This window comes from Streptomyces sp. NPDC014801, from assembly GCF_043082085.1.
GTDB lineage: Bacteria > Actinomycetota > Actinomycetes > Streptomycetales > Streptomycetaceae > Streptomyces.
This window is the reverse complement of record NZ_JBIBXG010000011.1, coordinates 347,681-373,288: the sequence shown is the minus strand read 5'-3', so window position 1 is coordinate 373,288 and position 25,608 is coordinate 347,681. Positions and strand designations below refer to the sequence as shown.

General features: G+C 74.7%; 21 protein-coding genes. 5 read left to right on the top strand and 16 right to left on the bottom strand.

Annotation, left to right across the window (positions count from 1 at the left end):
* Window positions 1–184: 184 nt before the first annotated feature.
* The 5 genes from ACF1AL_RS27585 to ACF1AL_RS27565 all read right to left on the bottom strand — a co-directional run bounded on the left by ACF1AL_RS27585 (window position 185) and on the right by ACF1AL_RS27565 (window position 6,302).
* Window positions 185–2,068 (bottom strand): ABC transporter ATP-binding protein, encoded by a 1,884-nt coding sequence (locus tag ACF1AL_RS27585; RefSeq protein ID WP_391827937.1) that lies wholly within the window; start codon window positions 2,066–2,068, stop codon window positions 185–187.
* 304 nt (window positions 2,069–2,372) lie between these two features.
* Complete coding sequence (locus ACF1AL_RS27580) at window positions 2,373–3,437, bottom strand: sodium:calcium antiporter (RefSeq protein WP_391778432.1); 1,065 nt, start codon at window positions 3,435–3,437, stop codon at window positions 2,373–2,375.
* A 43-nt stretch (window positions 3,438–3,480) separates the two neighbouring features.
* Window positions 3,481–5,058: a hypothetical protein gene (locus ACF1AL_RS27575; protein WP_391827869.1), complete on the bottom strand. Its 1,578-nt coding sequence runs from the start codon at window positions 5,056–5,058 to the stop codon at window positions 3,481–3,483.
* A 135-nt stretch (window positions 5,059–5,193) separates the two neighbouring features.
* Complete coding sequence (locus tag ACF1AL_RS27570; RefSeq protein ID WP_391827867.1) at window positions 5,194–6,060, bottom strand: SDR family NAD(P)-dependent oxidoreductase; 867 nt, start codon at window positions 6,058–6,060, stop codon at window positions 5,194–5,196.
* 11 nt (window positions 6,061–6,071) lie between these two features.
* Window positions 6,072–6,302, bottom strand: a complete 231-nt coding sequence (locus ACF1AL_RS27565) for a hypothetical protein (RefSeq protein ID WP_384212162.1) — start codon at window positions 6,300–6,302, stop codon at window positions 6,072–6,074.
* Window positions 6,303–6,486: 184 nt separating this feature from the next.
* Between ACF1AL_RS27565 and ACF1AL_RS27560 the strand changes: the two genes are divergently transcribed.
* On the top strand, window positions 6,487–6,693 hold the full coding sequence (locus ACF1AL_RS27560) for a hypothetical protein (RefSeq protein WP_391820104.1): 207 nt from the start codon (window positions 6,487–6,489) through the stop codon (window positions 6,691–6,693).
* A gap of 79 nt (window positions 6,694–6,772) precedes the next feature.
* On the opposite strand, the gene ACF1AL_RS27555 is transcribed toward ACF1AL_RS27560, so the two are convergent.
* Entirely contained in the window at window positions 6,773–8,788 is a 2,016-nt protein-coding gene (locus tag ACF1AL_RS27555; protein WP_391827865.1) for a flavin monoamine oxidase family protein, read from the bottom strand.
* Between the two features lie 413 nt (window positions 8,789–9,201).
* Here ACF1AL_RS27555 and ACF1AL_RS27550 point away from each other — a divergent pair, with 413 nt between their 5' ends.
* Window positions 9,202–11,166: an NAD-binding lipoprotein gene (locus tag ACF1AL_RS27550; RefSeq protein ID WP_391827863.1), complete on the top strand. Its 1,965-nt coding sequence runs from the start codon at window positions 9,202–9,204 to the stop codon at window positions 11,164–11,166.
* A gap of 6 nt (window positions 11,167–11,172) precedes the next feature.
* Here the strand turns inward: ACF1AL_RS27550 and ACF1AL_RS27545 are convergent, their stop codons facing one another.
* On the bottom strand, window positions 11,173–12,324 hold the full coding sequence (locus ACF1AL_RS27545; RefSeq protein ID WP_391827861.1) for a hypothetical protein: 1,152 nt from the start codon (window positions 12,322–12,324) through the stop codon (window positions 11,173–11,175).
* Between the two features lie 68 nt (window positions 12,325–12,392).
* On the bottom strand, window positions 12,393–12,974 hold the full coding sequence (locus ACF1AL_RS27540; RefSeq protein ID WP_391827859.1) for an HAD domain-containing protein: 582 nt from the start codon (window positions 12,972–12,974) through the stop codon (window positions 12,393–12,395).
* Between the two features lie 175 nt (window positions 12,975–13,149).
* Between ACF1AL_RS27540 and ACF1AL_RS27535 the strand changes: the two genes are divergently transcribed.
* From ACF1AL_RS27535 to ACF1AL_RS27525, 3 genes are all read left to right on the top strand, one after another.
* A complete protein-coding gene (locus tag ACF1AL_RS27535) occupies window positions 13,150–13,557 on the top strand; it encodes a YciI family protein (protein ID WP_384212177.1) in 408 nt (135 codons plus the stop codon).
* 32 nt (window positions 13,558–13,589) lie between these two features.
* Window positions 13,590–14,735 carry an RNA polymerase sigma factor gene (locus tag ACF1AL_RS27530; protein WP_386420767.1) on the top strand — a complete coding sequence of 382 codons (1,146 nt, stop codon included), beginning with the start codon at window positions 13,590–13,592 and terminating at the stop codon, window positions 14,733–14,735.
* 143 nt (window positions 14,736–14,878) lie between these two features.
* Window positions 14,879–15,316 (top strand): hypothetical protein, encoded by a 438-nt coding sequence (locus tag ACF1AL_RS27525; RefSeq protein ID WP_366840347.1) that lies wholly within the window; start codon window positions 14,879–14,881, stop codon window positions 15,314–15,316.
* A 30-nt stretch (window positions 15,317–15,346) separates the two neighbouring features.
* On the opposite strand, the gene ACF1AL_RS27520 is transcribed toward ACF1AL_RS27525, so the two are convergent.
* The 8 genes from ACF1AL_RS27520 to ACF1AL_RS27485 all read right to left on the bottom strand — a co-directional run bounded on the left by ACF1AL_RS27520 (window position 15,347) and on the right by ACF1AL_RS27485 (window position 25,600).
* A complete protein-coding gene (locus ACF1AL_RS27520; RefSeq protein ID WP_391827857.1) occupies window positions 15,347–16,963 on the bottom strand; it encodes an APC family permease in 1,617 nt (538 codons plus the stop codon).
* A 243-nt stretch (window positions 16,964–17,206) separates the two neighbouring features.
* A complete protein-coding gene (locus tag ACF1AL_RS27515) occupies window positions 17,207–18,025 on the bottom strand; it encodes an SDR family oxidoreductase (RefSeq protein WP_391827855.1) in 819 nt (272 codons plus the stop codon).
* Window positions 18,022–20,223 (bottom strand): acetate--CoA ligase family protein, encoded by a 2,202-nt coding sequence (locus ACF1AL_RS27510; protein WP_391827853.1) that lies wholly within the window; start codon window positions 20,221–20,223, stop codon window positions 18,022–18,024. The genes ACF1AL_RS27515 and ACF1AL_RS27510 overlap by 4 nt, the downstream gene beginning before the upstream one ends.
* Window positions 20,220–21,485 carry a Glu/Leu/Phe/Val dehydrogenase dimerization domain-containing protein gene (locus tag ACF1AL_RS27505; protein WP_391827851.1) on the bottom strand — a complete coding sequence of 422 codons (1,266 nt, stop codon included), beginning with the start codon at window positions 21,483–21,485 and terminating at the stop codon, window positions 20,220–20,222. Before ACF1AL_RS27505 ends, ACF1AL_RS27510 begins: the two co-directional genes overlap by 4 nt.
* Window positions 21,482–23,173, bottom strand: a complete 1,692-nt coding sequence (locus ACF1AL_RS27500; RefSeq protein ID WP_391827849.1) for a 5-guanidino-2-oxopentanoate decarboxylase — start codon at window positions 23,171–23,173, stop codon at window positions 21,482–21,484. Before ACF1AL_RS27500 ends, ACF1AL_RS27505 begins: the two co-directional genes overlap by 4 nt.
* Before the next feature lie 134 nt (window positions 23,174–23,307).
* Window positions 23,308–24,465, bottom strand: a complete 1,158-nt coding sequence (locus ACF1AL_RS27495; protein ID WP_391827847.1) for an acyl-CoA dehydrogenase family protein — start codon at window positions 24,463–24,465, stop codon at window positions 23,308–23,310.
* Between the two features lie 156 nt (window positions 24,466–24,621).
* Window positions 24,622–24,819: a hypothetical protein gene (locus ACF1AL_RS27490; RefSeq protein ID WP_391827845.1), complete on the bottom strand. Its 198-nt coding sequence runs from the start codon at window positions 24,817–24,819 to the stop codon at window positions 24,622–24,624.
* Between the two features lie 7 nt (window positions 24,820–24,826).
* Window positions 24,827–25,600, bottom strand: a complete 774-nt coding sequence (locus ACF1AL_RS27485) for a helix-turn-helix transcriptional regulator (RefSeq protein WP_391827843.1) — start codon at window positions 25,598–25,600, stop codon at window positions 24,827–24,829.
* Window positions 25,601–25,608: the final 8 nt, after the last annotated feature.

Genomic DNA, 25,608 nt, shown 5'->3' with positions numbered 1-25,608 from the left:
TCGGCGGCCCCTTGCGCTGCCGGGGCCGCCGCGCCCGCCGGGCGGGTGAGCAGCCGGCGCGCCGGCGCCGTCGGACCGCCCGGTGCTGCCGTGAGCAGCGCCGGGCGGCCGCCGGTTCCAGCGAGCGCCCGGCACGCGGTCAGCGGCGCTACAGGCAGGGCGCCCTACGGGCCACCGCTCCCGCTCACCGGTCCTTGGCCAGCGCGAGGAGTTCGGCGAACAGGCCGCCGGCGTGTGCGAGGTCGTCGTACGCGCCCTGTTCGATGATGCGGCCGTCGCGCATGACGACGATCCGGTCTGCGAGGCGGGTGTTCTCCAGCTGGTGCGTGACGACGATCGTCATGCGGGTGGCGACGATGCGCTTGATCTCCAGGAAGATGCGGTGCTCGCCGCGCGGGTCCATCTGCGAGGTGGGCTCGTCCAGGATCAGCAGCGGGGTACGGCGGTACAGGGCCCGGGCGCAGGCCAGGCGCTGCCACTGGCCGCCGGACAGCTCGGCGCCGCCGTAGAGTTCGCGGGCGAGCAGCGTGTCGAGCTGCCGGGGCAGTTTCTCGACGGCCTCGCGCATGCCGACGGCGTCGACCGCGTCCCACACCGGGGCGTCGTCGTACGTCCGGGGCTGGCCGAGGGTGATGTTCTCGCGGGCGCGCAGCGGCCAGCAGGCGAAGTTCTGCGGCACCAGCGAGGTCCGGTCCCACACCGCGTCGGGCCGGGCCCGGGCGAGGTCGGTGCCGTCCCACAGGACGCGGCCCTTGTCGGGCAGGAGGATGCCGGTGATCAGCTTGGTCAGGGTGGACTTGCCGGAGCCGTTCTCACCGACGATCGCCACGATCTCGCCGCGCCGCAGCGTGAGGGACACCCCGTCGACGGCGGGCTCGCTCTTGCCCGGGTACTGGTAGACGACTTCATCGAGCCGGACCTCGTCCACCCGCTCCGGGATCGTGAGCGGGCCCCGCCGGGGCGCCCGCTCGGCCGCCAGGTCGAGGAAGGCGCGCATGTCGGCGAGGTAGAGGGAGGTGTGGAACAGTGCCGCGCCGTTCTGCACGACCTGGGACAGGGCGCCGAGCGTGGTCTGCACGGCGACCACCGCGGTGGCGGCGATCGGCAGGGCGATGCGCCCGCTGCCGGCCAGCCAGGCCAGGCAGGCCCAGGTGAGCAGCAGGAACACTCCGCCCAGGGCCGAGGTGGCGAGCACGATGCGGAGCATGCGCGGTGCCGCCGTCAGGGTGCGCTGGTCGATGCGTTCGGACAGGGCGCGGTACCAGTAGACGAGGTAGTCGGTCATGCCGTTGGCGCGTACCTCGTCGCCGTGCCGGGAGAAGGTGGCCCACCAGCGCATCATGCCGCGGACGTTGCGGTCGCCGACGTTGGCGTAGTGCGTCTCGTAGTCGACGCGGGCGGACAGCACGGCGCCCGCGCCGGCGGGCAGGACGGCGAGCAGCAGCAGCGGGAGCATCAGCCAGTGCAGCGCGGTGATCACACCGGCCGCGGCGATCATGCGGATCAGGGCGGCCATGAAGCGCTGGGCGTCCTTGACGAGCATCGTGGTGCGGGTGACGCCGACTTCGGCGGCCTCCTGCCGGTCGGCGAACCCGTCCTCGCCGTACGCGGCGGACTCCACCCGGCAGACGGCGGCGACCAGGGCGACGTCGGCCTCGGTCACCAGGCGCGGGGTGATCCTGCCGTCGGCGTAGGAGGCGAGGGCACCGCTGGTGCGGCCGACCGCGGCGGCGGCCGTGACGACCAGCAGGGCGGGCAGGGCCGCGTGGAGGCGGGCGGGGACCGTGCCGGTGCCGAGGATGTGCGTCATGGCCCGGGCCGTGAAGGCCAGCACGACGGCGGCCGCGGCGCCGGTGAGGAGCTGGGAGACGAGCAGCAGGACGGCCGCGGGCCGGTCGACGGACCACGCGCTGCGCGCGGTGTGCGCGAGGACGGAAGGCAGCCGGGCGCACATGGTCGCGAACCCGGCGTCCTCCAGCGGGTTCTTGCCGAACTTGCCTTCGAAGCTGATCGTGGCCGGTGGTGGCGGAGGTGGGGTCTTCGGACGGTCGGTCGAGGCGTCGCTCAGGGGCACCTGTGTCCCTCCCTCGGGTCGGCGCCGCACCTGGATGGTCCGGCGTGCCCGGCCCAACGAGGCCGCGGGAGAATCGAACACGCCCGGTTCCGGACGATGTGCGGGCCCGGACTTTCCGCGGTCGACGGCTACGGAGCGCGGTGGAGCACGGGCCCGGGCGAGGGACGCGGGTGGCCGAAACGCCGAGTTCGGTGACTGATGGGGCGGACGGGTTTCTCCCGCCCGTCGAAGCAGGACGGCAGGCGGCGCCTCCCCCTGACCGCTTGCGGTCCGCTGCACCGGGGGCCCGGCGGCCGGGTCAACTCGCGATGGTGGTCAGCCCGGTGATGCCGACGGCGTACAGGACCAGGACCGCGATGCTGTCGACGCCCATCCGCAGGTACTGGCGGTGGGGCCGGAAGATCAGGCCGGTGATGTAGACGGCGGTCAGCACGATGCCCAGAGCGGTGAGATAGATGTCGGTGTGGTGCGCGGTGGGCAGGACCGGCTTGCCGGATATGAGGGCGGCGAGCAGGAACAGCACCGGCAGGAAGGCGTTGCCGCCGAAGATGTCGCTGACGGCCAGCTGGTAGTCGCCCAGCCTGGTCGACGTCAGCCCGGTGCTGATCTCCGGCAGGGAGGTCGCCGCGGCCAGCACGGTGGCGCCGAACAGGACGCCGCTCAGGCCCTGCCGGCCGAAGAACTCCTCGCCGCTGCGCTCGATCACCACGCCGGCGACCAGGGTCGCCACCGCCGCCGCGGTGAAGACCGCAGCGGCGCGGGCCGTGCCGACGCCCTGGTCGGTGGCCTTCTTCTCCTTCTTGCCCTTGGAGTGTCCGCGCGGCTCCGGCTGGGCGCCGGGAGCGTCCCCGCCCTCGCGCCAGGGCAGTCCCCGGCCGGCCCGGTCGAGCAGCACCAGGCCGATCACCCACAGGACCGCGATGACGAGCGGCGCCGGAGCGAGCCGGGCGAAGGACAGGTCGCGGGGCAGCTGGGTGCCCATGACGACCACCGCGAGCACCACGACGACCAGGACGCCTTCCAGCACCAGGACGAGACTGGCCGCGAGGCGGGTCAGGGGTGCGCGGGGCCGGACCCCGGCCGCGTCGAGGACCGCGAGGACGACCGTCTGGACGGCGATGCCGCCGAGGATGTTGCCCACGGCGACGTCGAGTTGGCCGGCCAACGCGGCGCTCGCGGTGATGGCGATCTCCGGCAGGTTGGTGGCGATCGCCAGCAGAATCAGCCCGCCGAGCGCGCTGCCCAGGTGCAGCCGCTCGGACAGCACGTCGGTGGTGTCGGACAGCTTGATCCCGCTGTACCAGATGACCGCCGCGCTCGCGACGAACAGCACCAGCAGCACAGGTGAGCTCAGAGATCCCATGGCGCGCTGGGTACCCCACCGCCCCGAAAAGCCACCGCGCTCGTCACCTGCCGCCGGGAGCGTCGTCACCTCCGGCACTCCCGGCGACCGGCGCCCGCCGCCCGGCCTCGGCGACCAGGCGCCGCATCACGTCCGCCGGCAGGGACGGGTTGGCGGCCGCCGCTTGCGCCACCTGCTCGTCGGCGTCGGTGAGGAGTTCCGTGATGACCGCACCGGGCAGGTTCGGGTGCCGTGCCGCCAAGGGCCGTGCCTGCCAGTCGCCCAGGCAGGCGAGCAGGGCCGGAGCCGTGGCACGCGGATGGCGGGCCACCACGCGGAACACCTTGGCCACCGGCGGGACGTGCCGGGTCACGTCCTCCAGCAGCGCGGCGGGCGCGTCCGGGTTGGACGCCACCTTGACGACGACCCGGCTCCCGTGCCGCTCGACCATCGCCCGCAGGAGTGCCTCCGTCAGGCCCGGGTGCGGGGCCACGGACTTCACCACCTTCGCGTCGGGGTCGGCCGCCAGCCGGTCGCGGATCTCCTCCGGCAGGTCGCGCCGTTCGCCCAGGAGCATCCGCGCCGCCGGCTGCGACGACCGCGCGAGCTCCTCGATCTCCTCGGCGGACGCCGCGGCGTTCCGCGGGAGCAGCGTCGGGCCGATCCTGACGGCACCGGCCAGGGCTGTGAGCACATCGAGCGGCACGCGGGCGTTGTGCGCGAGGGTGCGGCGCACGTCGTGCCCCGTGTCGGCGGCCAGCGCGCGGAACGCGGCGTCGTCGATGCCCTCGTTCGCGGCGAGATGCGCCCGGACGGCCGGACAGGGATCACCGGCGAGCTGCCGCCACAGCTCCGGCGGCAGGTCCGGGCGGGCCGCGACGGGACAGCGCAGCAGGGGTGACGGGTGGTCGGCGAACCGGAGAACGGTCGCGACGGGCGTCGCGGGGTTCCACAGGCCGCGTTCCGCCGTCTCCAGGACGGTGGACTCGTGGGAGCCCGCGCACGAGGCGCCCGGGCGCAGGACGCAGTCGGGCTTCGGGCACTGGGGATCGTGCGCGAAGGGAGTCTCCTCCACGTCGCACACCAGGCACCGCTCGGCCGGCGGCATTCCCTCGCCCGTCAGCAGCCGGGTGAGCACGTCCGGAGGCGTCGCCTCGTTCCCCGCCACCGCGCGGCGGACCTCGGCATGCGGATGCTCCGCGAGGCGGGCGGCCGGCTCGGCCGCCGTCGTCCACAACGCCAGCTCCGCGACGACCTGTACGTCATCGTCGTAGGCGAGCCGTTCCACCACATCGGGCGGCAGCGCGGGGCAGGCCGCGAGTCTCGTACGGATCGCGGGGTCCTGGTCCACGGCGAAGAGCCGGGCCCACTCGGGGTCACCGCGTCCCTCGTCGAGCAGGGCGAGCGCGGCGTCCGGCTGCGCCACGGGGTCCACGTCGGCGGCGGACAGCACTCCCCCATAGGCGAGCCGGACGGCGACGTCCGGGACACGCGAGGCCAGGGCCGCCGCCTGAGCCCCGCTCAGATCGTCGCGATCGGCGAGGCCTTCGGCGATGTCCGGGTCCGCCACCGCGACGAGACGGTCGACCAGCGCGGTGGGGAGGGCGGGGTTGGCGGCGAGCCCGCGCAGTACGTGAGACACGTAAGGCATCCTGCCCGGCCGGCGGTCGGCCGTGAAACGGCTTTTGCTCTCTGCCGGTCCGGACGACGGTTGCGGGCGTGGGACCGGCGGAGGGTGCCGGCAGGTGGGGTGACGCGCAGGCGTGTTCCTGCCTCGTCAGCCCTCGTAGCGCGGTGCCAAGGAGCGGCCCGAGTTCTCGCGCAGGCTGTGTTCCGCGGCTCGCCAGCGTGTCAGTGCCTCGGCGTCGTGCAGGCCCGGCACGCACACGACCTCCCCGGTGTCGAGGGCGGTGAGGGAGGCGGTGACCACGTCGGCGGCGGGCATCCCGCCCTCGTCGTGCACGCGTGCCTCGCCGGCCACCGGCGTGTCGCCCCGGCCGAGGTGGAACTCGGTCGCGGTGAGGCCGGGGCACACCACCTGCACGCGCAGCGGTGTGCCGGCCAGTTCGGCCGCCAGCGTCCTGGTGAAGGTCACCAGGTAGCCCTTGGTCCCCGCGTACACCGCCCGGTACGGGAGCGGGCCGGGCGGGAGGTCGCCGGCGAACGCCAGCAGCGAGGCGACGTTGACGAGCGCGCCCCGCCCCCGCGCCAGCATGCCGGGGACGGCCGCGCGCGCCAGGAGGGTGGGGGCGGTGACGTTCACGTCGAGCACCTTGCCCAGCAGCGTGCCGTCGACCTCGGTGAAGGGCCCGTAGCCGTTGATGCCGGCGTTGTTGACCAGCAGGTCCACGTCGTCGCCGGCGACGCGGTCGGCCACCTCCGCGAGGTCCGCGGTCAGGGCTAGGTCGGCGGTCAGGGTCTCCACGGCCGCGCCGGTGTCCGCCCGCAGCCGCGCGGCGAGTTCGGTGAGCCGCTCGGCGCGGCGGGCGACCAGGACCAGGTCCCAGCCGCGTCCGGCGAGTCGCGCGGCGTATTCGGCGCCGATCCCGGACGACGCGCCCGTCACGACGGCCGTACCGGGTGTCTGCGTCTCGGCGGTCTCCGTCGCGGGTGTCTCCCCCGCCGATGTCTCGTTCGCCGCCATGCGCTGCCTTTTCACCCGGGGCCCGCCCCGTCGTCCTCCTCCTGCTCCTCGTCCCTCTCGACGCCGTCCAGCGGTTCCCCGGCCGCCGTTCCGCGCCCGGGCCGGTAGCCCTCCGTGGCGCTCGCCGTCCCGGGGATCGTCCGTTCGCGGGCCTGGCTCTCGCCGCCCGAGTGGGCGCCGGGCTCCTCGTCGCCGCGGGCCCGGGCGTGCCGGTCGGCCGGCTCGTCGGCGTGTGCGGTCATGGCGGTTTCTCCGATCCGTTCGGTGGTCGGGCCGGGTTCCCGCAGGCCGGGCGGGAAAACAGCGGTCAGGGCGCGTCGGCAGGGGTGGCCGGGGCCCCGCCGGAAGGGGGCGCCGACTGTGCCGCCGGAACACCGCGCGGGGGCGCCGGTGTGCACGGCGCCCACATCGCGTCCGAGCCCCCACGTGGACCGTGACCCGCTCGCTGTCCCCGCCGACGTCGCCGGGGACAGCGTGACGATCTGGGAGGGGGACTACGAGAATCCGCCGGACGACCCGTACCACTGCCCGGCCACGCACACCGAGGTGCGCGTGCGTCGCGGCGGCCGCGTCACCCGCATCGCCCTGTACTACCCCGTCGCCTCCCCCACCGGTCCGCCTCAGGGGCGCTGACCCTCCCGGGCGGACCGGCCGGCACTCTCCGGCGGTGCGGGGGCGACCGAGTGATCACGGAGGCTTCGGCCCCCCGTGTTCAGACCGTGTGGACCTCCAGGGCGGAGCGGACCGCGGACTCCAGCGCCCCTTCGATCCAGGCCGGTTTGACCGATGTGTGGTCGCCCGCGAAGTGCAGCGGGCCCTCGGGTGCCGGGATGGACGGCAGCAGTTCGGTGTGCTGGCCGGGCAGGAGCACGGACGCCTCCCCGTAGGCGTACGGGTCGCGCAGCCAGCTCTGGGTGCGTCCGGCGCCGGTGTAGAAGACCTCGATCCGCTGCCCGTACACCTCCTGCAGTCCGCACAGGGCGTGCGGGTAGCGGGCGTCGTCGTCGAGGGAGTCCCAGCGCAGCGCGTCGTCCGCCCAGCTGTAGGAGGCCAGGACGACCCCGCCCGCGCTGCCGGGCACCGGATGGGACGGGTGGTACATGAAGCGGTTGGCGTTGTCCGACACCGAGCCGCCGCCGATGACGTCCACCGCCTCCGGCTGGTCACGGGTGACGGCGCGGTTCGCGGCGTAGTGGACGCGCTGGCCGGGGGTGACGTGGCCGGGCGGGACGGACGGGTGGGCGCCGAGCAGGCGGCCGTCGCCGGGCGTCCGCCCGGTGCGGTAGGCGTCGTACAGACCCCGTTCGACGCGGTCCAGCTCCCGCTTCCAGTCGGACTCGTCGAACTCCCACCAGCGGCGGCTGAACTCCAGCAGCACCTTGGTCGCGCAGTCGTAGTGCAGTTCGGTGACCGCACGCCGCTTGGGGTACGACATCGGCGGGCTGACCTGCACGTGCCGCAGGCCGGAGAACGGCACGGTGACGACCGCCGCGTCCGCGGTGAACTGCTCGCGCACGACGGGACCGCCGCGCCCCTCCGAGACGGTGTCCACCCACACGCGCGGTCCCCCGCGGCGGACGTGCGCGGTGTCGCCGCCGGCCCGGTCGGGGTCGTAGTACTCGATCCGCGTGACCCGCCGGTCGAAGCGCACCTCCTCGCGGACCCGCTCCAGCAGGGCGTCCGGCAGCACGGCGGTGCCGCCCTCCAGCTCCCAGAACGCGGTGTCCGGGCTGATCAGGGAGGAGCCGATGAAGCTGTGCACGAACGACAGCGGCAGCCGTGAGGTGAGGTTCTCCAGGGTGCCGACGAGATCGACGGTCCGCTCGTCCAGTCCGGCGTGCTCGGTCAGGAAGCGGAACATCGACCAGTCGCCGAAGCGCTGGATCACCCGGGCCCAGCCGCGCACCCGCTCGGGCAGCGGCTTGTCGACCCGTTTGCCGTCGGGGCCGACCGTGGAGAACTCGTCGCGTACGGGGTCGAGCACCGAGCGCAGGATGGCCGCGGCCGGGATGTCCCAATAGGCGCGCGGGACGCCGAAGGAGCGGTTGACGCGTCGGGGCGCGCGGGCGTAGTCGGCGCGGCGCACGCGGATGCCGTTGACGTGGATCCACGTGTGGGCGGCGGGGCGTCCCTGGGCGTCGACGTCGACATAGTGGAACGGCCTTTTCCGCAGGCCGAGCAGGTCGATGAGGTCCATCACCAGGGGGTGGCTGCCGGGCAGCCGCATCGCGCCCGCCTCCGCGTACTGGAGGGGGTCGGCGAAGGGCTGCGCCGCCTGCTCGTGGCCGCCGCTGCGGAAGGTCTTGATGCGTCCGCCCACCCGGTTGCCGTTGGCCTCCAGGACGGTCACCCGGTGTCCGGCCCGCTTCAGCAGCCACGCCGTGACCAGGCCGGCCGGGCCCGCGCCGACGACGAGGACGCTCTTGGGTGCGCCCGCCCGGGCCCGCGGCAGGCCGTCGTGGAGGACACGCCGGTAGCCGGGCACCAGGGGGCGGTCGGCGGAGTCCACGACGAGCACGGCCCGGGCGACGGCGAGACAGCGGTCGAAGTCCGCGCCGCGCGCCCGGGAGGGGGCGGCCGGAGCGGGGACGGCCGGGGCCCGCGCGGGCAGGGCCGCCGCGGAGCCGGTGGTGAGGAGGGCGGCGACGGCGGTCGTGCCGACCGTGGCCGTGAGCGTGCGCCTGGTCAGGCCGTCGTCGCCGACGCCGACCTGATGATCTTTGGTCATGGCGCACTTCTACTGCCGGAGCGCGCTGCTGTGCCCGGCCTTCCGGCTCGGATTGCCACGGACGAGGGAAAGCCGCAGTTCAAACCGGCAGCAGCGGGGTGTACGGGGGCGCGGTCAGCCGGTCGCCGCGCGCCTGATTACGGCGAAGGGATGAATCACGCCGGGAGAGGGCCCGGGCGGGGGCGATCGGTCAGGAGACTGCCCCGAGGGGTGCGGCAAGGAACCGGCTGGCCGGGACGCTGCCGTCGGGGGTCGCATGGCTGCTCGGCGGGTGCGGACAGTGCCGTCAGGGGGGCGGCAAGGCCCCGGGAGGTCAGGACACGGGCGCGGTGGCTCGGCAAGGCCCGTGGGCCGCAAGCGCCCTCGCCGGGCAGGGGCAGCGGCAAGGGCAGGGAAAGAACGAGGGGGGCAGGGTGGAGCAGCGGCGGCCTGGGGTGGGTGCGCGAGCGCGGTACTGGTTCGACACGACCCTGGCGCGGGGGACGCCGGCCCTGGTGGGCTGGCTGGTCGTGGCGTGCCTGGCCGTGGTCGTCCCGGCGAGCGCGGCGCTGGTGTGGACGGGCCCGGGCGCCCCCGCCTCCCTCCCCGGCAAACTGGCCGCGGTGTGGCGGCTGACCGGGGAGACGCTGCGGCTGGGCGGGGCCACCGGGACGCCCTGGCGGGTGCTGCTGTCGGTGCTGCTCGCCCTGGTCGCCCTGTTGTACGTCTCCACCCTCGTCGGTCTCATCACCACCGGGCTGACCGAGCGGCTCATCGCCCTGCGCCGTGGGCGGTCCATGCTCCTGGAGCGCGGCCATGTGGTGGTGCTGGGCTGGTCGGAGCAGGTGTTCACGGTGGTGAGCGAACTGGTCGCCGCGAACGCCAACCAGCGTGGTTCGGCCGTCGCGGTGCTGGCCGACCGGGACAAGACGGCCATGGAGGAGGCGCTGCACGCCAAGGCGGGGCCCACCGGCCGGACCCGGCTGATCTGCCGGAGCGGGCCGACGACCGATCCGGCCGTTCTCGCGCTGACCAGCCCGGGCACGGCCGACGCGGTGCTGGTCCTGCCGCCGGACGAGATGCGCGGCGACGCGGACGTGGTCAAGACCCTGCTGGCGCTGCGGGCCACCGCGTCCGGCGCGGAGGGCGGCGCATGCGTGGTGGCGGCGGTGCGCGGCGGCCGCCATCTGACGGCGGCCCGCCTGGCCGCGGGGGCGCGGGGCGTCGTCGTGGACAGCGACACGGTCACCGCCCGGCTCATCGCGCAGGCGGCGCGCCGCCCGGGGCTGTCCCTCGTCCACCGGGAACTGCTCGACTTCGCCGGGGACGAGTTCTACACGACCTTCCCTCCCGCGCTGTCCGGCCGGGACTTCGGGGACGCGCTGCTGCGGTACGCCAACGCGAGTGTCGTCGGGCTGGTCCGGGACGGGATGCCGTGGCTGAACCCTCCGGCGCGGACGGTGATCGGCCCGGACGATGGGATCCTCGTGATCGCCGCCGACGACGACACCGCCGAACTCGCCGACTGCACGCCCTTGGTGGAGGGGCAGCAGGTGGCGGGCGTGCGGCCGCCGGGCGCGCGGCCGGAGCGGTTGCTGCTGCTGGGCTGGAACCAGCGGGCGCCGCTCGTACTGCGGGAGTGGGGCCGCAACGCACCGCCCGGTTCCGTCGCCGACGTCGTGGCGGACGAGCAGGAGTCCACCATGCGGGCGGCGTGCGACACCGGCGCGACCGACTGGAGTTGTGTCTTCCGCAGGGGCGACACGACCCTGCCGGAGACCCTGCGGGAGCTCGACCTCGGCTCGTACGGCAGTGTCGTCGTCCTCGGCCACGATCCGTTGCCGGGGCAGTCCCCGCAGGAGCCGGACAACCGCACGCTGGTCACCCTGCTCGTCCTGCGGCACCTGGAGGAGGAGTCCGGACGGGAACTGCCGGTGGTCGCCGAGCTGACCGACGACGGCAACCGTCCGCTGGCACCGCTCGGCCCGGGGGCCGACGTGATCATCAGCGGCAAGCTCATCGGGCTGCTGATGGCGCAGATCTCCCAGAACCGCCAGCTCGCGGCCGTGTTCGACGAGCTGTTCTCGGCCGGCGGCACCCAGATCCATCTGCGGCCGGCCGCCGACTACGTGCTCCCCGGCCGCGAGGCGTCCTTCGCCACGGTCGTCGCGGCGGCACGCGACCGGGGCGAGTGCGCCATCGGCTACCGCAGCCACGCCGAGGCCGGCTCGGGCCCCGGCTTCGGGCTGCACGTCAATCCGCCGAAGGCCGGCCGCCAGCGCTGGAGCACCGGCGACGAGGTCGTCGTCATCGCCGGGCACGGCACCGCGCGCGGCAGCATCCCGGGCAGCCGTGACGCGCGGGACGGCCAGGCCGAGTCGGTGCGGCGCGACGAGTAGGTCCCGCTACGCCAGGGGGCGCGCGGGCTCCTGGGCCACCGCGCCGACGGACGGGTCGACGGCGGTCAGGCGCAGCGCCGCCCAGGCCGCGAGCCCGGCGACGGTGCCCGTGGTGAGGGCTGCGGGGACACCGCTGCCGAGCTGCGCGAACAGATACACCGGGCCCCACACGGAGGCCGTGTCGTCGATCGCCATGTGCACGATCTGGCTCGCCAGCAGGCCCAGCACCGTGGCGCAGACTCCACCCGCCATCATGGCCGGTGCCGTGATCCGGGTGAGCAGGCCGGGCAGCAGCCGCAGGGCCCACCACACCACGGCCAGGGTGAGCGCGTCGGCGGCCCGGTACAGCAGCCAGTGACCGAACGGTGTGGTCGACGGGCCCGACCAGCCGCCGAGCAGCAGCCACTCGCGCAGCAGATCACCGGGTTCCGACAGGACGCCCCGGCCGGGGAAGGAGGTCTGGATCCAGGCCGCCACCGACTCGTAGGACAGGACCACGAGCGACAGCGCGATCACCGCCGTCCCGGCGCTCGCGGCGATGCGGGCGGCGCGTGGCGGCACGGCACGCCGGGGCGGCGATGCCTCGCCCTTGGCGGCGACCCGGGCGACGAGCACGGTCACGACGGCGGTCACCAGCGCCGCGCCCACCGTGACGGGGCCGCCCGACGCGATCATGGCGGCCAGCTGCGGCAGGAAGCGGAAGCTGCCGTGGCCCCCGGACGCGATGAGCCACGGCGCGGACAGCGTCACCGCCACGGTGGCGGCCACCGGGCCCCACGCCCACAGTGCGAGGACGGTGCCCGGCGTACGGCGGTTCACCGGGGGGATCCTGCGGACCAGGAGCAGCGCGCCGGCGAGGTGGAACACGAAGAGCGCGACGAACCGGATCTGCATCGCGGTGCGGTACAGATCGCCGTACGCGGTGCCCGCGCCCGCGGTCGTGTCCCCACCGGCCGCCCCGTCGGAGAACAGGCCCGCGGGAGGGTCGTACGACCACGGGACGAGCCAGCGCCGCAGCGCGCTCTGGGACTGCGCGTCCAAGGCGCTGCCGCTGCCCGGCAGTTGCAGTGCGTGCGCGCTCTGTCCCGCCCACCACAGCAGCAGTGTGAGCAGCAGCGCTCCGGCCAATGCCGGTATCACCGCGCGGCGATATGTCATGTCGGTCCCCCGTGAACGGTGTCATGCCCGGTGGGGCATGCGGTCAGCGGAAGAGTAGGGGATGGCGATCACCCGCGGTCGGCCGGGGAACGCCGGCTCCCCCGCCGGGGCGGGGCGGTCGTTCCCGCGGGGCGCCGGCTGGTCGGCGGCGGGAGGGCGCGCAGCCAGGCAGCGACTGTGGCGAAGTCGGTGTCCGTGAGACCCGCGGCCGGATCCACGCGGTGCAGCAGCGCGGGCGCGGGATGCCGTGCGCCGACCCACAGACGGTCCGTCTCGCTGATCTCGTCGTCGAGCCAGACGAAGGGCCGCCGGCCGGCCCAGTCGGCGAGCGCGCGGGTCTTCCAGTGCAGGCCGCGCGGTCCCGGGTCGGCGTCGTCTTCGGCGTCCGGCCACTCCACGACGGACAGTTCCGGAAGGCCGAGGCGCGGCGCGACGACCTCGTTCGCCTCCTCCCTCCAGGTCGAGGCCCACACGAGCCTGCAGCCCAGAGACGACAGACGCGGCCCCAGCCGCGGGTCCAGCCGCTCCAGCAGCGGGTTTCCCTGGTCGCCGGAGGGCGGGAGGCCGGCGGCGGCCCGCGGCGCACCGAACGGGATCAGGGGGCCGTCGATGTCGAGGAAGAGGAGGGGGCGCTCGTCCGCGCTGGTCACAGGGGCACCCTAGCGGGGATGGCCGGGGCCAGGCACGGCCGTGCTGGAGGCCGCGAAGGCCGGGCGGAAATTTCTCGGAGGAATCTCGCGTGACGATGTCGAGAATCCGCGTCCGGCTCCGTCCCCGCAGTGAACGCGACCACAATGGGTCGCATCGTCACCGAGGAGAGCCACCATGGCCAAGTACCTGCTGCTGAAGCACTACCGCGGCGCCCCGGCACCGGTCAACGACGTCCCCATGGACCAGTGGACCCCGCAGGAGATCTCCGACCACATGCGGTACATGCTGGACTTCGCGGCCCGGCTGGAGAAGAGCGGCGAGTTCGTCGACGGCCAGGCGCTCGCCCCGGAGGGCGCGTGGGTCCGCTACGACGGCGAGGGCCGCCCGCCGGTCACCGACGGGCCGTTCGCCGAGACGAAGGACCTCATCGCCGGCTGGATGATCATCGACGTCGACAGCTACGAGCGCGCCGTCGAGCTGGCCGGGGAACTGTCGGCCGCGCCCGGCGCCGGCGGCCGTCCCCTCCACGAGTGGCTCGAGGTGCGCCCCTTCCTCGCGGCGCCGCCCACCATCACGGAGTGACCGCCGCCCACCCTCACGGAGTGACCCCCTCCATGGACGAAGCCCTGCTGCGCAGTCTCACCCCGGGCGTGCTCGCCGTCCTCGTCCGCCGCGGAGCCGATTTCGCGGCGGCCGAGGACGCCGTCCAGGACGCGCTCGTCGAGGCGCTCCGCGTGTGGCCGGACGACCCGCCGCGGGATCCCAAGGGCTGGCTGGTGACGGTGGCCTGGCGCAAGTTCCTCGACGCCACCCGCGCGGAGGCCGCCCGGCGGCGGCGCGAGGACGTCGTGGACGCCGAGCGGGGGCCCGGGCCGGCGTCCGCGGTGGACGACACGCTCCAGCTGTACTTCCTGTGCGCCCACCCGTCGCTGACCCCGGCCTCCGCGGTGGCGCTCACGCTGCGCGCCGTCGGCGGTCTCACCACCCGGCAGATCGCGCAGGCCTACCTGGTGCCCGAGGCGACGATGGCGCAGCGCATCAGCCGGGCCAAGCGCACCGTCTCCGGTGTCCGGTTCGACCGGCCCGGCGACGCCGCCACCGTGCTGCGCGTGCTGTACCTGGTCTTCAACGAGGGCTACAGCGGGGACGTCGACCTCGCCGCCGAGGCCATCCGGCTCACCCGGCAGCTCGCGGCCGTCCTCGACCATCCCGAGGTGGCCGGGCTGCTCGCCCTCATGCTGCTTCACCACGCGCGGCGCGCCGCCCGTACCGCACCCGACGGCAGCCTGGTGCCGCTGGCCGAGCAGGACCGCGGCCGGTGGGACACCACGCTGATCGCCGAGGGCATCGGGATCCTGCAGGCGGCGCTCGCCCGCGACCGGCTGGGCGAGTACCAGGCCCAGGCCGCCATCGCCGCCCTCCACGCCGACGCGCAGACCGCCGAGGAGACGGACTGGGTGCAGATCGTCGAGTGGTACGACGAGCTGGTGCGGCTCACCGGCAGTCCCGTCGTCCGCCTCAACCGGGCGGTCGCCGTCGGTGAGGCCGACGGGGCGCGCGCCGGCCTGGCCGCCCTCGCCGAACTCGACCCGTCCCTGCCCCGCCACACCGCGGTGGCCGCCCACCTCCACGAACGCGACGGCGACCTGGCCACGGCCGCGCGGCTGTACGCGGAGGCGGCCCACCGGGCCACGGACCTCGCCGAACGCGACCATCTGATGCGCCGGGCGGCCCGGCTCAACACCCGCGGACGCCGCTGAGGCACCGGCGTCCGTCCCCGGCCTCAGCAGCCCCTCGCGGCACCGAGGTGCAGGGGCGCCGCAGGGATGTGAGCCTGGAGGGGAAGCCGCACCGCTCGGGGGCTTCGGGCACGATGCGGCTCGCCTCATCGAAGGGACGACCCATGGCGAGCAATGTGAGCGGCACCCGCCAGCACCACACCGGCTGGGAGGCACGGAGTGCGTGGGCGACCGGCTGGACCGCCGCGGCGGCGGTTCTGCTGATCTTCGGCGGGCTGATGGCGATCTTCGAGGGCATCGCCGCGATCGCCAAGGACGACATCTTCGTCACCACCCGGAACTACACCTACCAATGGAGCCTCACCGGCTGGGGCTGGTTGCACCTGATCCTCGGCATCGTCGTGGTGCTCAGCGGCCTGGCACTCTTCACCGGCGCGGTGTGGGCGCGGGCGGTCGCGGCCGTCCTCGCCGGGCTCAGCATGCTGGCCAACTTCGCCTGGCTGCCCTACCAGCCCGTCTGGTCGATCACGCTGATCGTCATCGACGGCTTCATCATCTGGGCGCTGTGCGCACCCCGGCGTGACGCCGACGCGGCACCCTAGCAGGGCGGCCGGCCGCCGGGCCGGTCCCGCTCACCGCTCGGCGGTGGAAGCCTCACGTGACGCGACGCCGGCCGGGCCGTGGACCTCGCGGGGCGTGCGCTCCGCGACCGCGGCCCGGCGGCGTGCCGGGGCGCCCCAGGCGTAGAACAGCCCGCCCACGCCGAGGAACAGCAGCAGCGGCACCACCTGGCTGAGGGTGTACTGCAGCCGCTCGCCCGCGAAGCTCGGCGGCAGCGAGCCGGCCGCCGAGCCCGAGGTGCCGAACCAGCCGACGCCGAACCCCGGCCACACGAGGACCACGACGGTGAAGGCGACCAGGCCGGTGGCCAGGACGGTGACCGTCCACGCCCCGAACCGGCCTCCGGGCACGCTGTACGGCCGGGGCGTGTCCGGGTACTTGCGGCGCAGCACCACCAGGCTGGGGAACGTGATGACGTAGGAGATGAAGGTGGTGCTGATCGCCAGGCCGAGGCCGGCCGCGAAGTACTTGTCGCCGTCGCCGCCGGTGAGGCGCAGGGCGACGATCAGCAGCACGGAGGCGAGGACCGAGGAGAGCACGTTGACGCGGACAGGTGTGCCGTGGCGCTCGGAGATCTTGCCGAGCCACGCGGGTCCCGCGCCGTCCGCGCAGGCCACCGCCTGCGCCCGGTGGGCGCCCATGGCCCAGGTGACGCCGCTGGTGAGCAGGCCGACGATGAGCCCGGCCGCCGCGATGCCGCCGAGCACGGAGCCGGCCCCGGTCAGCACGACGGTGCCGTCGGCGGCGACGTGGCCGCCGTAGACGGTGAAGACCGCCTTGCAGGCGTCGATGAAGCCGGCGAGGCTGCCGATCTCCTGGGCGGGCAGGACGAAGAGGATGCCGAGGATAGGGCCGCCGTACAGGACGAGCGAGGCGAAGCCCGAGCGCAGGATGGACAGGGGGATGTCCCGCTTGGGGTTGGTCATCTCCTCGGCGGCGGAGCTGGGCAGTTCGAAGCCGACGTAGTTGAAGATCAGCACGGGCACCAGGGCGACGAACCCGGCGTAGGTGGGGGTGAACTCGGCGGCGGGCAGGGCGTGGACGCCGTGTTCGACGGCGTAGACGACGACCGAGACCAGGAAGAAGCCGAGCAGCACGATCCGGGCCACGGCTCCGGCGGTGGGCACCCACTTGCCGACGCGGACGGACTGCACGACGGCGAACGCGCCGGCCCAGATGAAGACCAGCCCGGCCGCGTACTTCCACAGCCCCGGCAGCGGGGTGAAGAACTCCTCCCAGGTGGTCAGGGCGATGATGCACAGGCTGCCGCCCAGCCACACCGGGTTGGACAGCCAGTAGAGCACCTGGTTGAGGCCGGCGACGAGGCGGCCGAAGGCGAGCCGGGTCCACACGTACGGCCCGCCCTGGACAGGGAAGGCGGAGCCGAGTTCGGCCACCAGCAGGCCGTAGGGCAGGAAGAAGGCGAGGGCGAGGACGGCCATCCAGGTCAGTCCCTGCGGGCCCTGGGCCGCGACCGAACCGATGGTGTCGAGGCCGACGAGGGTGCAGATCAGGAAGAAGAGCACGTCCAGGCGGCGCAGGTCCTTGCGGAGGTGGGAGCGTTGCTCGCTCCACCCCTCGGACAGGTCGGGGGTGCTCGGGCCGGGGGTCGGGGTCGCTTGGGTCACGGGCACGGCTCCTGGGGGGCGTGGCGGTGTGGTGGACCGGTGGGGGCGGACGACCTGGCGGTAACTTACTGAACGAACAGTCAGTAGTGGTGGGCTGACTGTGGCGCGGCGGGCAGCGGGGCGTCAAGACGGCGGACGCAGGTTTTCGGGTACTGCGCGAGGTGTGCGGGCGGGGTCCGGCGGGGGGCGGGTCGGTCACGCGGTGGGCGTGGGCCGGTTACGCGACGGGCGGGGGCGGGTCGGTCACACGGTGGGCGTGGTGCGGCCGTAGACCTGCTTGCCCAGCCACTGGCCGCCGTCCAGGGTCAGGCACTCGCCGGTCAGGTAGGAGGCCCGGTCGCCCAGCAGGAACAGGGCCGCGTCGGCGATCTCCGCCGCCGTCGCGAAGCGGCCCGCCGGGACGGAGGCGAGGACGTCGGCGCGCGCCTCGGGCGTCGGCCAGAGCGCCGCGCCGGCCCCGTCCGTCTCGGTCGGGCCGGGTGCGACGCAGTTCAACCGGATGCCCAGGGGCGCCAGTTCGACCGCGAGGGTACGGGTCATGGCGAGCACCCCGGCCTTGGCGGCGGCGGAGTGCACGGTGCCCGGATGCCCGTGCCAGGCGTAGGTCGCGATGACGGAGAGGATCGCGCCGCCGTCGCCCTGCTCGCGCAGCCGGCGGGCGACGGCGCGGGTGCAGTAGTAGGAGCCGTTGAGGACGATGTCGACGACGGCGCGCCAGCCGTTCGGGCTGAGGTCGATGCCCGGCGCGACGAAGTTGCCCGCCGCGTTGTTGACCAGGCCGTCGAGGCGTCCGTAGCGGTCGACGGCGGCCGCGACCAGGGTGTCGACGGCCTGCGGGTCACGTACGTCGGTGGGCACGGCGAGGGCGCTGCCGCCGGCCTTCTCCACGAGGGCGACGGTCTCGTCGAGGCGCTCGGGGGTTCGGCCGGCGACGACGGGCCTGGCGCCCGCCGCGGCGAGCGCCAGGGCGACGGCGCGGCCGATGCCGCTGCCGCCGCCGGTGACGAGGTAGGTGCGGCCGGTGAACTCCGCGCCGGCGGGGGCGGTGTCGGGGGTCGTCATGGGCGCGGCCTTTCGGTCGGGGCGAGGACGGCGTGGGCGTCCAGGGCGAGGGCGCCGCCCGGGTGGACGAACAGCGGGTTGACTTCCAGCTCGGCGAGCTCCGGGTGGTCGACCGCTGCGCGTGCGAGGGTGCACAGCGCCCGCGCCGCCGCGTCCAGGTCGACGGCGGGTGCGCCGCGCCAGCCGGCCAGCAGGGGGGCGTGGCGCAGCGAGCGCAGCAGGGCGCGGGCGTGGTCCGGGGTGAGGGGGGCGAGGGCGAGCACGACGTCGTCGAGGAGTTCGGCGCGGACGCCGCCGATGCCGGCCATGAGGACGGGCCCGAACGCGGGGTCGTGCCGCACGCCCGCGATGAGCTCGACCGCGTGGGCGGGGCTCGCCATCGCCTCGACGGCGTACTCGGCGGCGCCGGTCGCGGCACGCATGCCGGTGAAGGCGTGGCGCAGCGCCTGCTCGTCGGCGAGCGCCAGGGCCACTCCGCCCGCCTCCGTCTTGTGCGCCAGGCCCATCGCCTTGAGCGCGACGGGGTGGCCGATCCGGCGGGCGGCCCGCACGGCGTCGTCCTCGGTGGTGACGAACTCCGCGTCGGGAAAGGCCAGTCCATGGCCGCGCAGCAGTGCCCGCACGGTGCGGTAGCCGCCGTCGGTCACGGGGTGCGCGGCGGCCGGCGGCGGTTGTGTGGGCGCCGGTGGTGCCGGCCGGGTCATGCGGAGCCGCTGGGTGCCGGCGTAGGCGGCGGCCGCGTTCTCGATGCGTTCGTAGACGGGGATGCCGCGGTCGCGCAGCACGGTGAGGGCGGGGGTGTCCCGGGCCATGGTGTGCACCAGGAGGGTGCGGCCGGACTCCTCGGCGGCGTCGGCGAGCTGGGCGGCGACCGCGCACTCGTGCTCTTCCTGCGCGGGGTGCGCGGTGGCGTAGTCGCCGAAGTAGCCGGTCAGGACGACGGCTTCGGCCTCACCGGACAGCAGCAGCTCACGGGCCACCCGGGCGTACGTGCCGAGGTCCGCCTCGCCCGCGCCGGCCAGGTCGACGGGGTTGCCGCAGCCGGCGCCGGGCGGCAGGAGTGCGCCGAGAGCGGCTCGCGTGGCCGCGGACAGGGCGGGTACGTCGAGGCCGCGGGTGGCGAAGGCGTCGGCGGCGAGGGCACCTTGGCCTCCGCTGTCGCCGACGACAGCGACCCGGGCGGGGCGTACCGGACCGGGAGCGGGGGCCGCGGGATCGCCGGGAGTGCCGGTCTCCGCGGGGGCGCCCGGCTCGTCCAGGACACCGGAGACCTTGGACCGACGGCCCGTGCTCCCCCGCCGGGTCTGGCGCCCGGGACCCGCACCGGCCAGCAGGCACACCGCGGTGTCCACGACCTCGCCCGCCGACTCCAGCAGCAGCGCGCCGGCGTCCCGGCAGACCGCCTCGATCGTAGCGCGGGCGGTGACGAGGGCGCCGGTGTGGGAGGCGGCGGCGCGCCCTGAGGCCTCGCTGCGGCCCACCGTGAGCAGCAGCACGGGCTTGCCCGCGGCGTGTGCGGCGGTGAGCGCGCGAGCCAGGCGGCGGCCGTCGCGGAAGTCCTCCACGTAGGCGGCGACGACCTTGGTCGGCTCGTGGTGGATCAGGGCTTCGAGGGCGTCGGTGGCGTCGATGTCGCGCTGGTTGCCGAGGGAGACGAAGCGGGAGAAGCCCTGTCCGGCGCGGGCCAGCAGGCGGCCGATCTCGAGGGCGAGGTTGCCGCTCTGGGAGACCAGACCGACCGCGCCGGACGGGAAGTCGCCCCAGCTCAGACGCAGTTCGGCGGTGGTGTCGACGACGCCCATGCAGTTGGGGCCGAGCAGGCGCGCGCCGCCGCCGGTCACCAGCCGCGCCAGGGCCCGTTCCTCGTCCGTGCCCGCGCCCTGGGAGGTGATGACGGTGAAGCAGCACGCGCCCGCGGTGAGCCCGTCGGTGACGACCGCCCGCAGGTGCGCCGGCGGGACCGCCACGACGACGTGTTCCACGGCGTCCGGGAGTGCGGCGAGGTCCGGCAGGAACGGTGTCCCGTCCAGGGCGCCGCCCCGCCGGTTGACCAGGTGGACCCTACGGCGGTGGCGGCCGGCCAGCGCGCCGGAGGCGAGCCAGTATCCCCACTTGGCGGGGTTGTCGGAGGCTCCGACGACGGCGACCGACCGGGGGTCGAAGAGCGCGGCGAGCGGTCCGGCTCCCAGGGCCGTCACCGGTAGACCCCGAAGCGGCCGGTGATGACCGGCAGCCGGTCGGCGGCCAGGGCGTGTGCGGCGGCGCGGGGCGTGCAGCCCTCGGCCTCGGCGCGGGCGAGGATCTGCTCGACCAGGGCCCGCATCGAGCGCCGGGTGTGGGCGAAGGCCTCGTCGGCGTCGGCGCCGATGTCCCCGAAGAGCGTCCACCACCACCAGGCGTTCGTACCGGAGTTGACCACGACGTCGGGCAGCACGGTGACGCCGCGGGCGGTCAGCAGCTCCTCCGCCTCGGGGACGACCGGCATGTTGGCGGCCTCGGCGATCCACCGGGCGGTGATGCCGGCCTGGTTGGTGGTGTCCACGGCGTAGGAGACGGCGGCCGGCACCAGCACGTCGGCGTCGGCGGTGAGCCAGGCACCGGCGGGCAGCTCCTCGTCCTCGGCGCGCAGCGCGGCGCGGTCCACGCAGCCGTGCCCGTCGCGGGCCGCGAGCAGCGCCTCGACGTCGAGTCCGGCCGGGTTGGCGATGGTGCCCTTGATGTCGGCGACCGCGACGACGCGCAGCCCGGCGCGGGCCAGGAAGCGGGCGGTGGCGCCGCCCATGGTGCCCAGCCCCTGGAGGGCGACGCGGGCGCCGTCGTGCGGGACGCCGGCCCGGTCCAGCGCCGTGAGCACGGCTTCGGCCACGCCGCAGCCGCCCACCAGCTCGTCCAGTCCGATGCCGTCGACGTCGATGGCGAAGGCCTCGGCGAGGCGCTCGCGGGCGGCGGCCTCGTCGTCGAGGAGGGGGTAGACGGCCTGGATGGAGGAGACGAGGCCGGCTTCGGCGGCGGCCCGGTCGACGAGGTCCTGGGTGAGGCCGAGGTCCTCGCCGGTGGTCCAGAAGTGCTCGATGTAGGGGCGGACGGCGCGCAGGTAGCGGACGAGGACGCCGTAGGCGGCGGGGTCGCGCGGGTCGCAGTCGATGCCGCCCTTGGCGCCGCCGAGCGGGATGTACCGGCCCTGCGGGTTGTAGTGCAGGGCCTCCTTCCTCGTCATGCCGCGGGCGAGGCCCGTGACCTCCTCCAGCGTGCAGCCGGCGCGCATGCGCAGACCGCCGCTGGACACCCCGCGCACGAGCCGGTCGATGACCAGGAAGCCCTGGTGGCCGGTCTCCGGGTCGGTCCAGGTGAGGGAGACCAGCGGGGCGGGCGCGTCCGTGCCGGGCCGGGAGGCGCTCGCCGTGGCGGCGGCGCCGGGCGGGGTGGCGGTGGTCGGCGTGGAAGCGGCGGGCGTGGTCATCGGGAGGGCTCCTCGGGGACGGTGATGAGGGTGGGGCCGGGGGTGGTCAGCGCCCGGTGCAGTGCGGTGGCGAGCGCGTCGGGCGAGGTGGCGCGCACGCCGTGGCCGCCGTAGGCCCGGGCCAGCGCGGGCAGGTCGACGGGCGGCAGGTCGACGGCGGTGGGACGGTCGCCGCGGTCGAGCATCTCGTCGCGGATCTCGCCGTATCCGCCGTTGTCGAAGACGACGACGGGCAGCGGGAGTGCGAGCTGGACGGCGGTGGCGAGTTCCTGGACGGAGAACTGCAGCCCGCCGTCGCCGCTGAGGGCGACGACCGGCCGGCCGGGGTCGGCGGTCTTGGCGCCGAGGGCGGCGGGCAGCGCGTAGCCGAGCGTGCCGAAGCCCGTGGGGTGCAGATAGCGTCCGCGCGGGCCGACGGGAAGGTGCGGCAGGGCGCCGTAGTAGCAGCACTGGGCGCTGTCCGAGGTCAGCACGGCGTCCGCGGGGAGCACGGAGCGGATGGCGGCCATGTACGGCCGCAGGTGGGCGTCCCGCTCGTGTGTCTCCGCGTCGCGCTCGGCGCGCAGTGCGGCGACGGACCGGTGGACGGCGTCGGGGTCCGGCCCGGCGGGGCGGGTGCCGGGCCCGGCGGCGGTGAGGCCGTGGGCGAGCAGCGCACGGACCGTGGCGCGGGCGTCGCCGACGAGCGGGATGTCGGCCGGCAGGCCCGTGTACATCTGGGCGGGATCGAGGTCCGCGCGGATGAGGGTGCCGCCGAGCGTGAGCGGGGCGTCCCACAAGTCGGACTCGGCGAGTTCCGTGCCGACCGCCAGCACCACGTCCCGCTTCCCCAGCCAGTGCCGTACGGCCCGGGTGTGCAGGGACACGCCGAGGGAGAGCGGGTGGGTCTCGCCGACGATCCCCTTGCCGTTGGCCGTGGTCACCACGGGGGCGCTCAACTCCTCGGCGAGCCGGAGGAGTTCGGCGGCGGCCCGGCGTGCGCCACCGCCCAGTACCAGCGCCGGTCGGGCGGCCGAGCGCAGGGCCCCGGCGGCGGCCGCGAGGGCGTCCGCGTCCGCCGGGGCCGGGCCGGCCGCCGGCGCGGCGCGGTCCGGGATGGCCTCTCCTGCGGCGGTGAGCAGGTCCAGGGGCACCTCGATGTGCGCCGGCCGGGGCCGTCGCGTACGGAAGAGGGTGAAGGCGCGGGCGACCGCGGCGCCGATCTCCTCCAGGGAGGACACACGGTGGCTGAAGGCGGCCACGCCGCGCAGGGCCTCGGTCTGGCTGCGCATCTCGTGCAGCAGGCCGGTCGACTGCCGGGGGTGACGCAGCGGCATGCCGGGCGAGACGACGAGGAGGGGGACGCTGTCGGAGTACGCCTGGCCGACCGCGGCCGCGATGTTCAGCAGGGCGGGGCCGGTGGTGGTGAGGGCGACCCCGGGTTTCCCGCTGACGCGGGCGTAGGCGTCGGCGGCGTAGCCCGCGCCCTGTTCGTGGCGGGGGCCCAGGTGGGCGATGCCGTGGGCGGCGAGGTGGCGGTAGATCTCCAGGTTGTGGGTGCCGGGGATGCCGAAGGCGTGGGTCACGCCGTGCGCGGCGAGGGCCCGCACGAGGACCTCGCCGCCGGTGCGCGGGCCGGCCGCCGCGGGGACGGCCCCGGGGGCCGTGAGCACGGACGTCGTCACGCGCTTCGGGGGATGAGAGATCATCAGATGCTCCGGAGGGTGGGCGGCCGTCGCGGGCTCCGGAGGATGCGCGGCCGTCGCGGGCTCCGGAGGGTGGGCGGCTGTCGCGGGCTCCGGAGGATGAGCGGTCATCGCGCGCTCCGGGAGGTGGGACGGCATCACATGCTCCGGGAGATGACCAGGCGCATGATGTCGGAGGTGCCCTCCTCGATCTCCTCCAGTGTGGCGTCGCGCATCCACTGCTCGACCGGGTACTCCCGCGAGTAGCCCCAGCCGCCCAGCGTCTGGACGGCCGCCCAGGTGCAGTACGCCGCCGTCTCCGACGCGGTGAGTTTGGCCATCGCCGCCTCGGCGGTGGCGTCCAGTCCGGCGTCGAGTCGCTTGGCCGCGCGCCAGGTCATCAGCCGGGCCTGCTCGACGCGGGTGCGCATGTCCGCGAGCCGGAAGGCGACCGCCTGGTGCTCGATGACCGGCTTGCCGAACTGCACACGGCTCTTGGCGTAGTCGCGGGCGTACTCGTACGCGGCTCGGGCCACGCCGGTCGCGGCGGCGCCCAGCACCGCGCGGGAGATGTCGAAGGTGCGCATCAGGCCGTGGAAGCCGCGGCCCTCCTCCCCCAGCCGGTCCTCCTCGGGTACGAAGACGTCGCGCAGGAAGATCTCGCGGCAGACGATGGCGCGCTGGCCCATCTTCCGCATGGGCGCGCCGAACTCCATGCCCTCGGCGTCCTTGCGCAGCAGGAACGCGGTCACCCCGCGCGAGCGCAGGGTGGGGTCGGTCTTGGCGAAGATCACGTACTGATCGGCCTCTCCGGCATTGGAGATCCAGGCCTTCTGGCCGTTCAGGCGGTAGCCGCCGGTGGTACGGGTGGCGGTGGTGGTGATGGAGGCGGCGTCGGAGCCGGCGCCGGGCTCGGTGGTGGCCAGGGCGGTCATGGGGGTGTCGGGACCGGTGAGCGGTGTGAGCCAGGTGCGCTTCTGCTCCTCGGTGCCGAGTTCCAGCACGGGGTCGGCGAAGAAGCCGTTGGAGCACAGCAGGTTGCCGATGCCCAGGTCGCCGACACAGAGCTCCTCCTGGACGAGGACCTGGGTGAAGACGTCGGTGAAGCCGCCCCCGCCGTACTCGTCCGGCAGCATGAAGCCGGTGATGCCGACCTTGGCGGCCTTGCGCCACAGGTCCCAGGGGGTTTCGGTGTCGGCCTCGTCCACGGCGCGGGCCCGCGGGCGGATCTCCTCGCGCGCGAAGGAGCGGGTGAGATCGATGACGTCCCGCTGCTGCGGGCTCAGCGGGACCAGTTCGGTGGGCAGCTCTGACATGGCCTCTCCAGACATGGGAACGGTGACGGGTCCTGCTGTACTGCTGCGTGTGCCTGCTGCGCGCACTGCGCCGACTACTGAATCGCCATTCAGTATTCGGAGCGCGCGCCACCGCTGTCAATGAGCGTGCGTACTGAATGACCGTTCAGCGGGTGTTCATTCCTCGCCGCGGTTTCCGCCGCCTTCGCCGTGCGGGGTCCGGGCGAAGTAGCGCGGCGCGAGGCGCGCGCCGGCCGACATCAGCAGCCAGCCGGTGGCGAGTGCGCCCGCCGCGATCAGGAAGACGCCACCGATGTGCCAGTGCGGCGCGAACGGCGGTGTGACGGGTGTGCCGGACGGCGGCACACACGCCAAGCGGCTTTTACTGGAGGGTGGTCCAGTGCGTAGCCGGTGGCGTGAGTCCGTCCGTCCGGGCCCCTGCGGGAACCCCGAGGGTCGTCAGCGCCGGAGGCGCGATGGCGTCGGCGGCTGCCGAGCCGCGCAGAAGGTCGGTGAGGTCGTGGGGCCGGGCCGGTTCGGTGGTGGTGGCCGCCGCCGCGATGCGGTCGAGCCGGAAGCCCCGACCCGCCCGCCGGGTGCGGCACCAGCCGATGAGGTACCAGTGGCCGCCGGCGGTGAGCAGTCCGGCCGGTTCCACCTCGCGGTCGCTCAGCCGCCCCGCGGCGTCGATGTACGACAGGCGCAGGACCGTGTCGGTGGTGAGGGCCTGTTCGACCGCGGAACGAACCGAGAGGTCGGCCGGTGGGAGCAGCGTGACGATCCGTGCGGCGAGTCGGCGCGCCGCTGCCGCGGCGGGGCCGGTCAGCGAGGCCGCGATCTTCTGGGCCGCCGTGCGGGCGGCACCGGCGTACGGAGCCCGGGCGTCGGTGACGGCCAGGGCGGCGGCCAGGGCCGACGCCTCCTCGGCGGTGAAGTGGATCGGGGGCAGGGTCGTGCGGGGATCGATGGACCAGCCGCCGCCGCGCCCGGGGGCCGCCCGCACCGGGACGCCGGTCTCCATCAGCATCTGCAGATCGCGCTGCACGGTACGCCTGCTCACCCCGAACCGCCCGGCCATCGCGGCGACCGTCACCGGCCGCGGCGCCGCCGCACGCAACTCCTCCACCAGAGCGTACAACCGGGCTGTGCGGTTCATGGCCATGA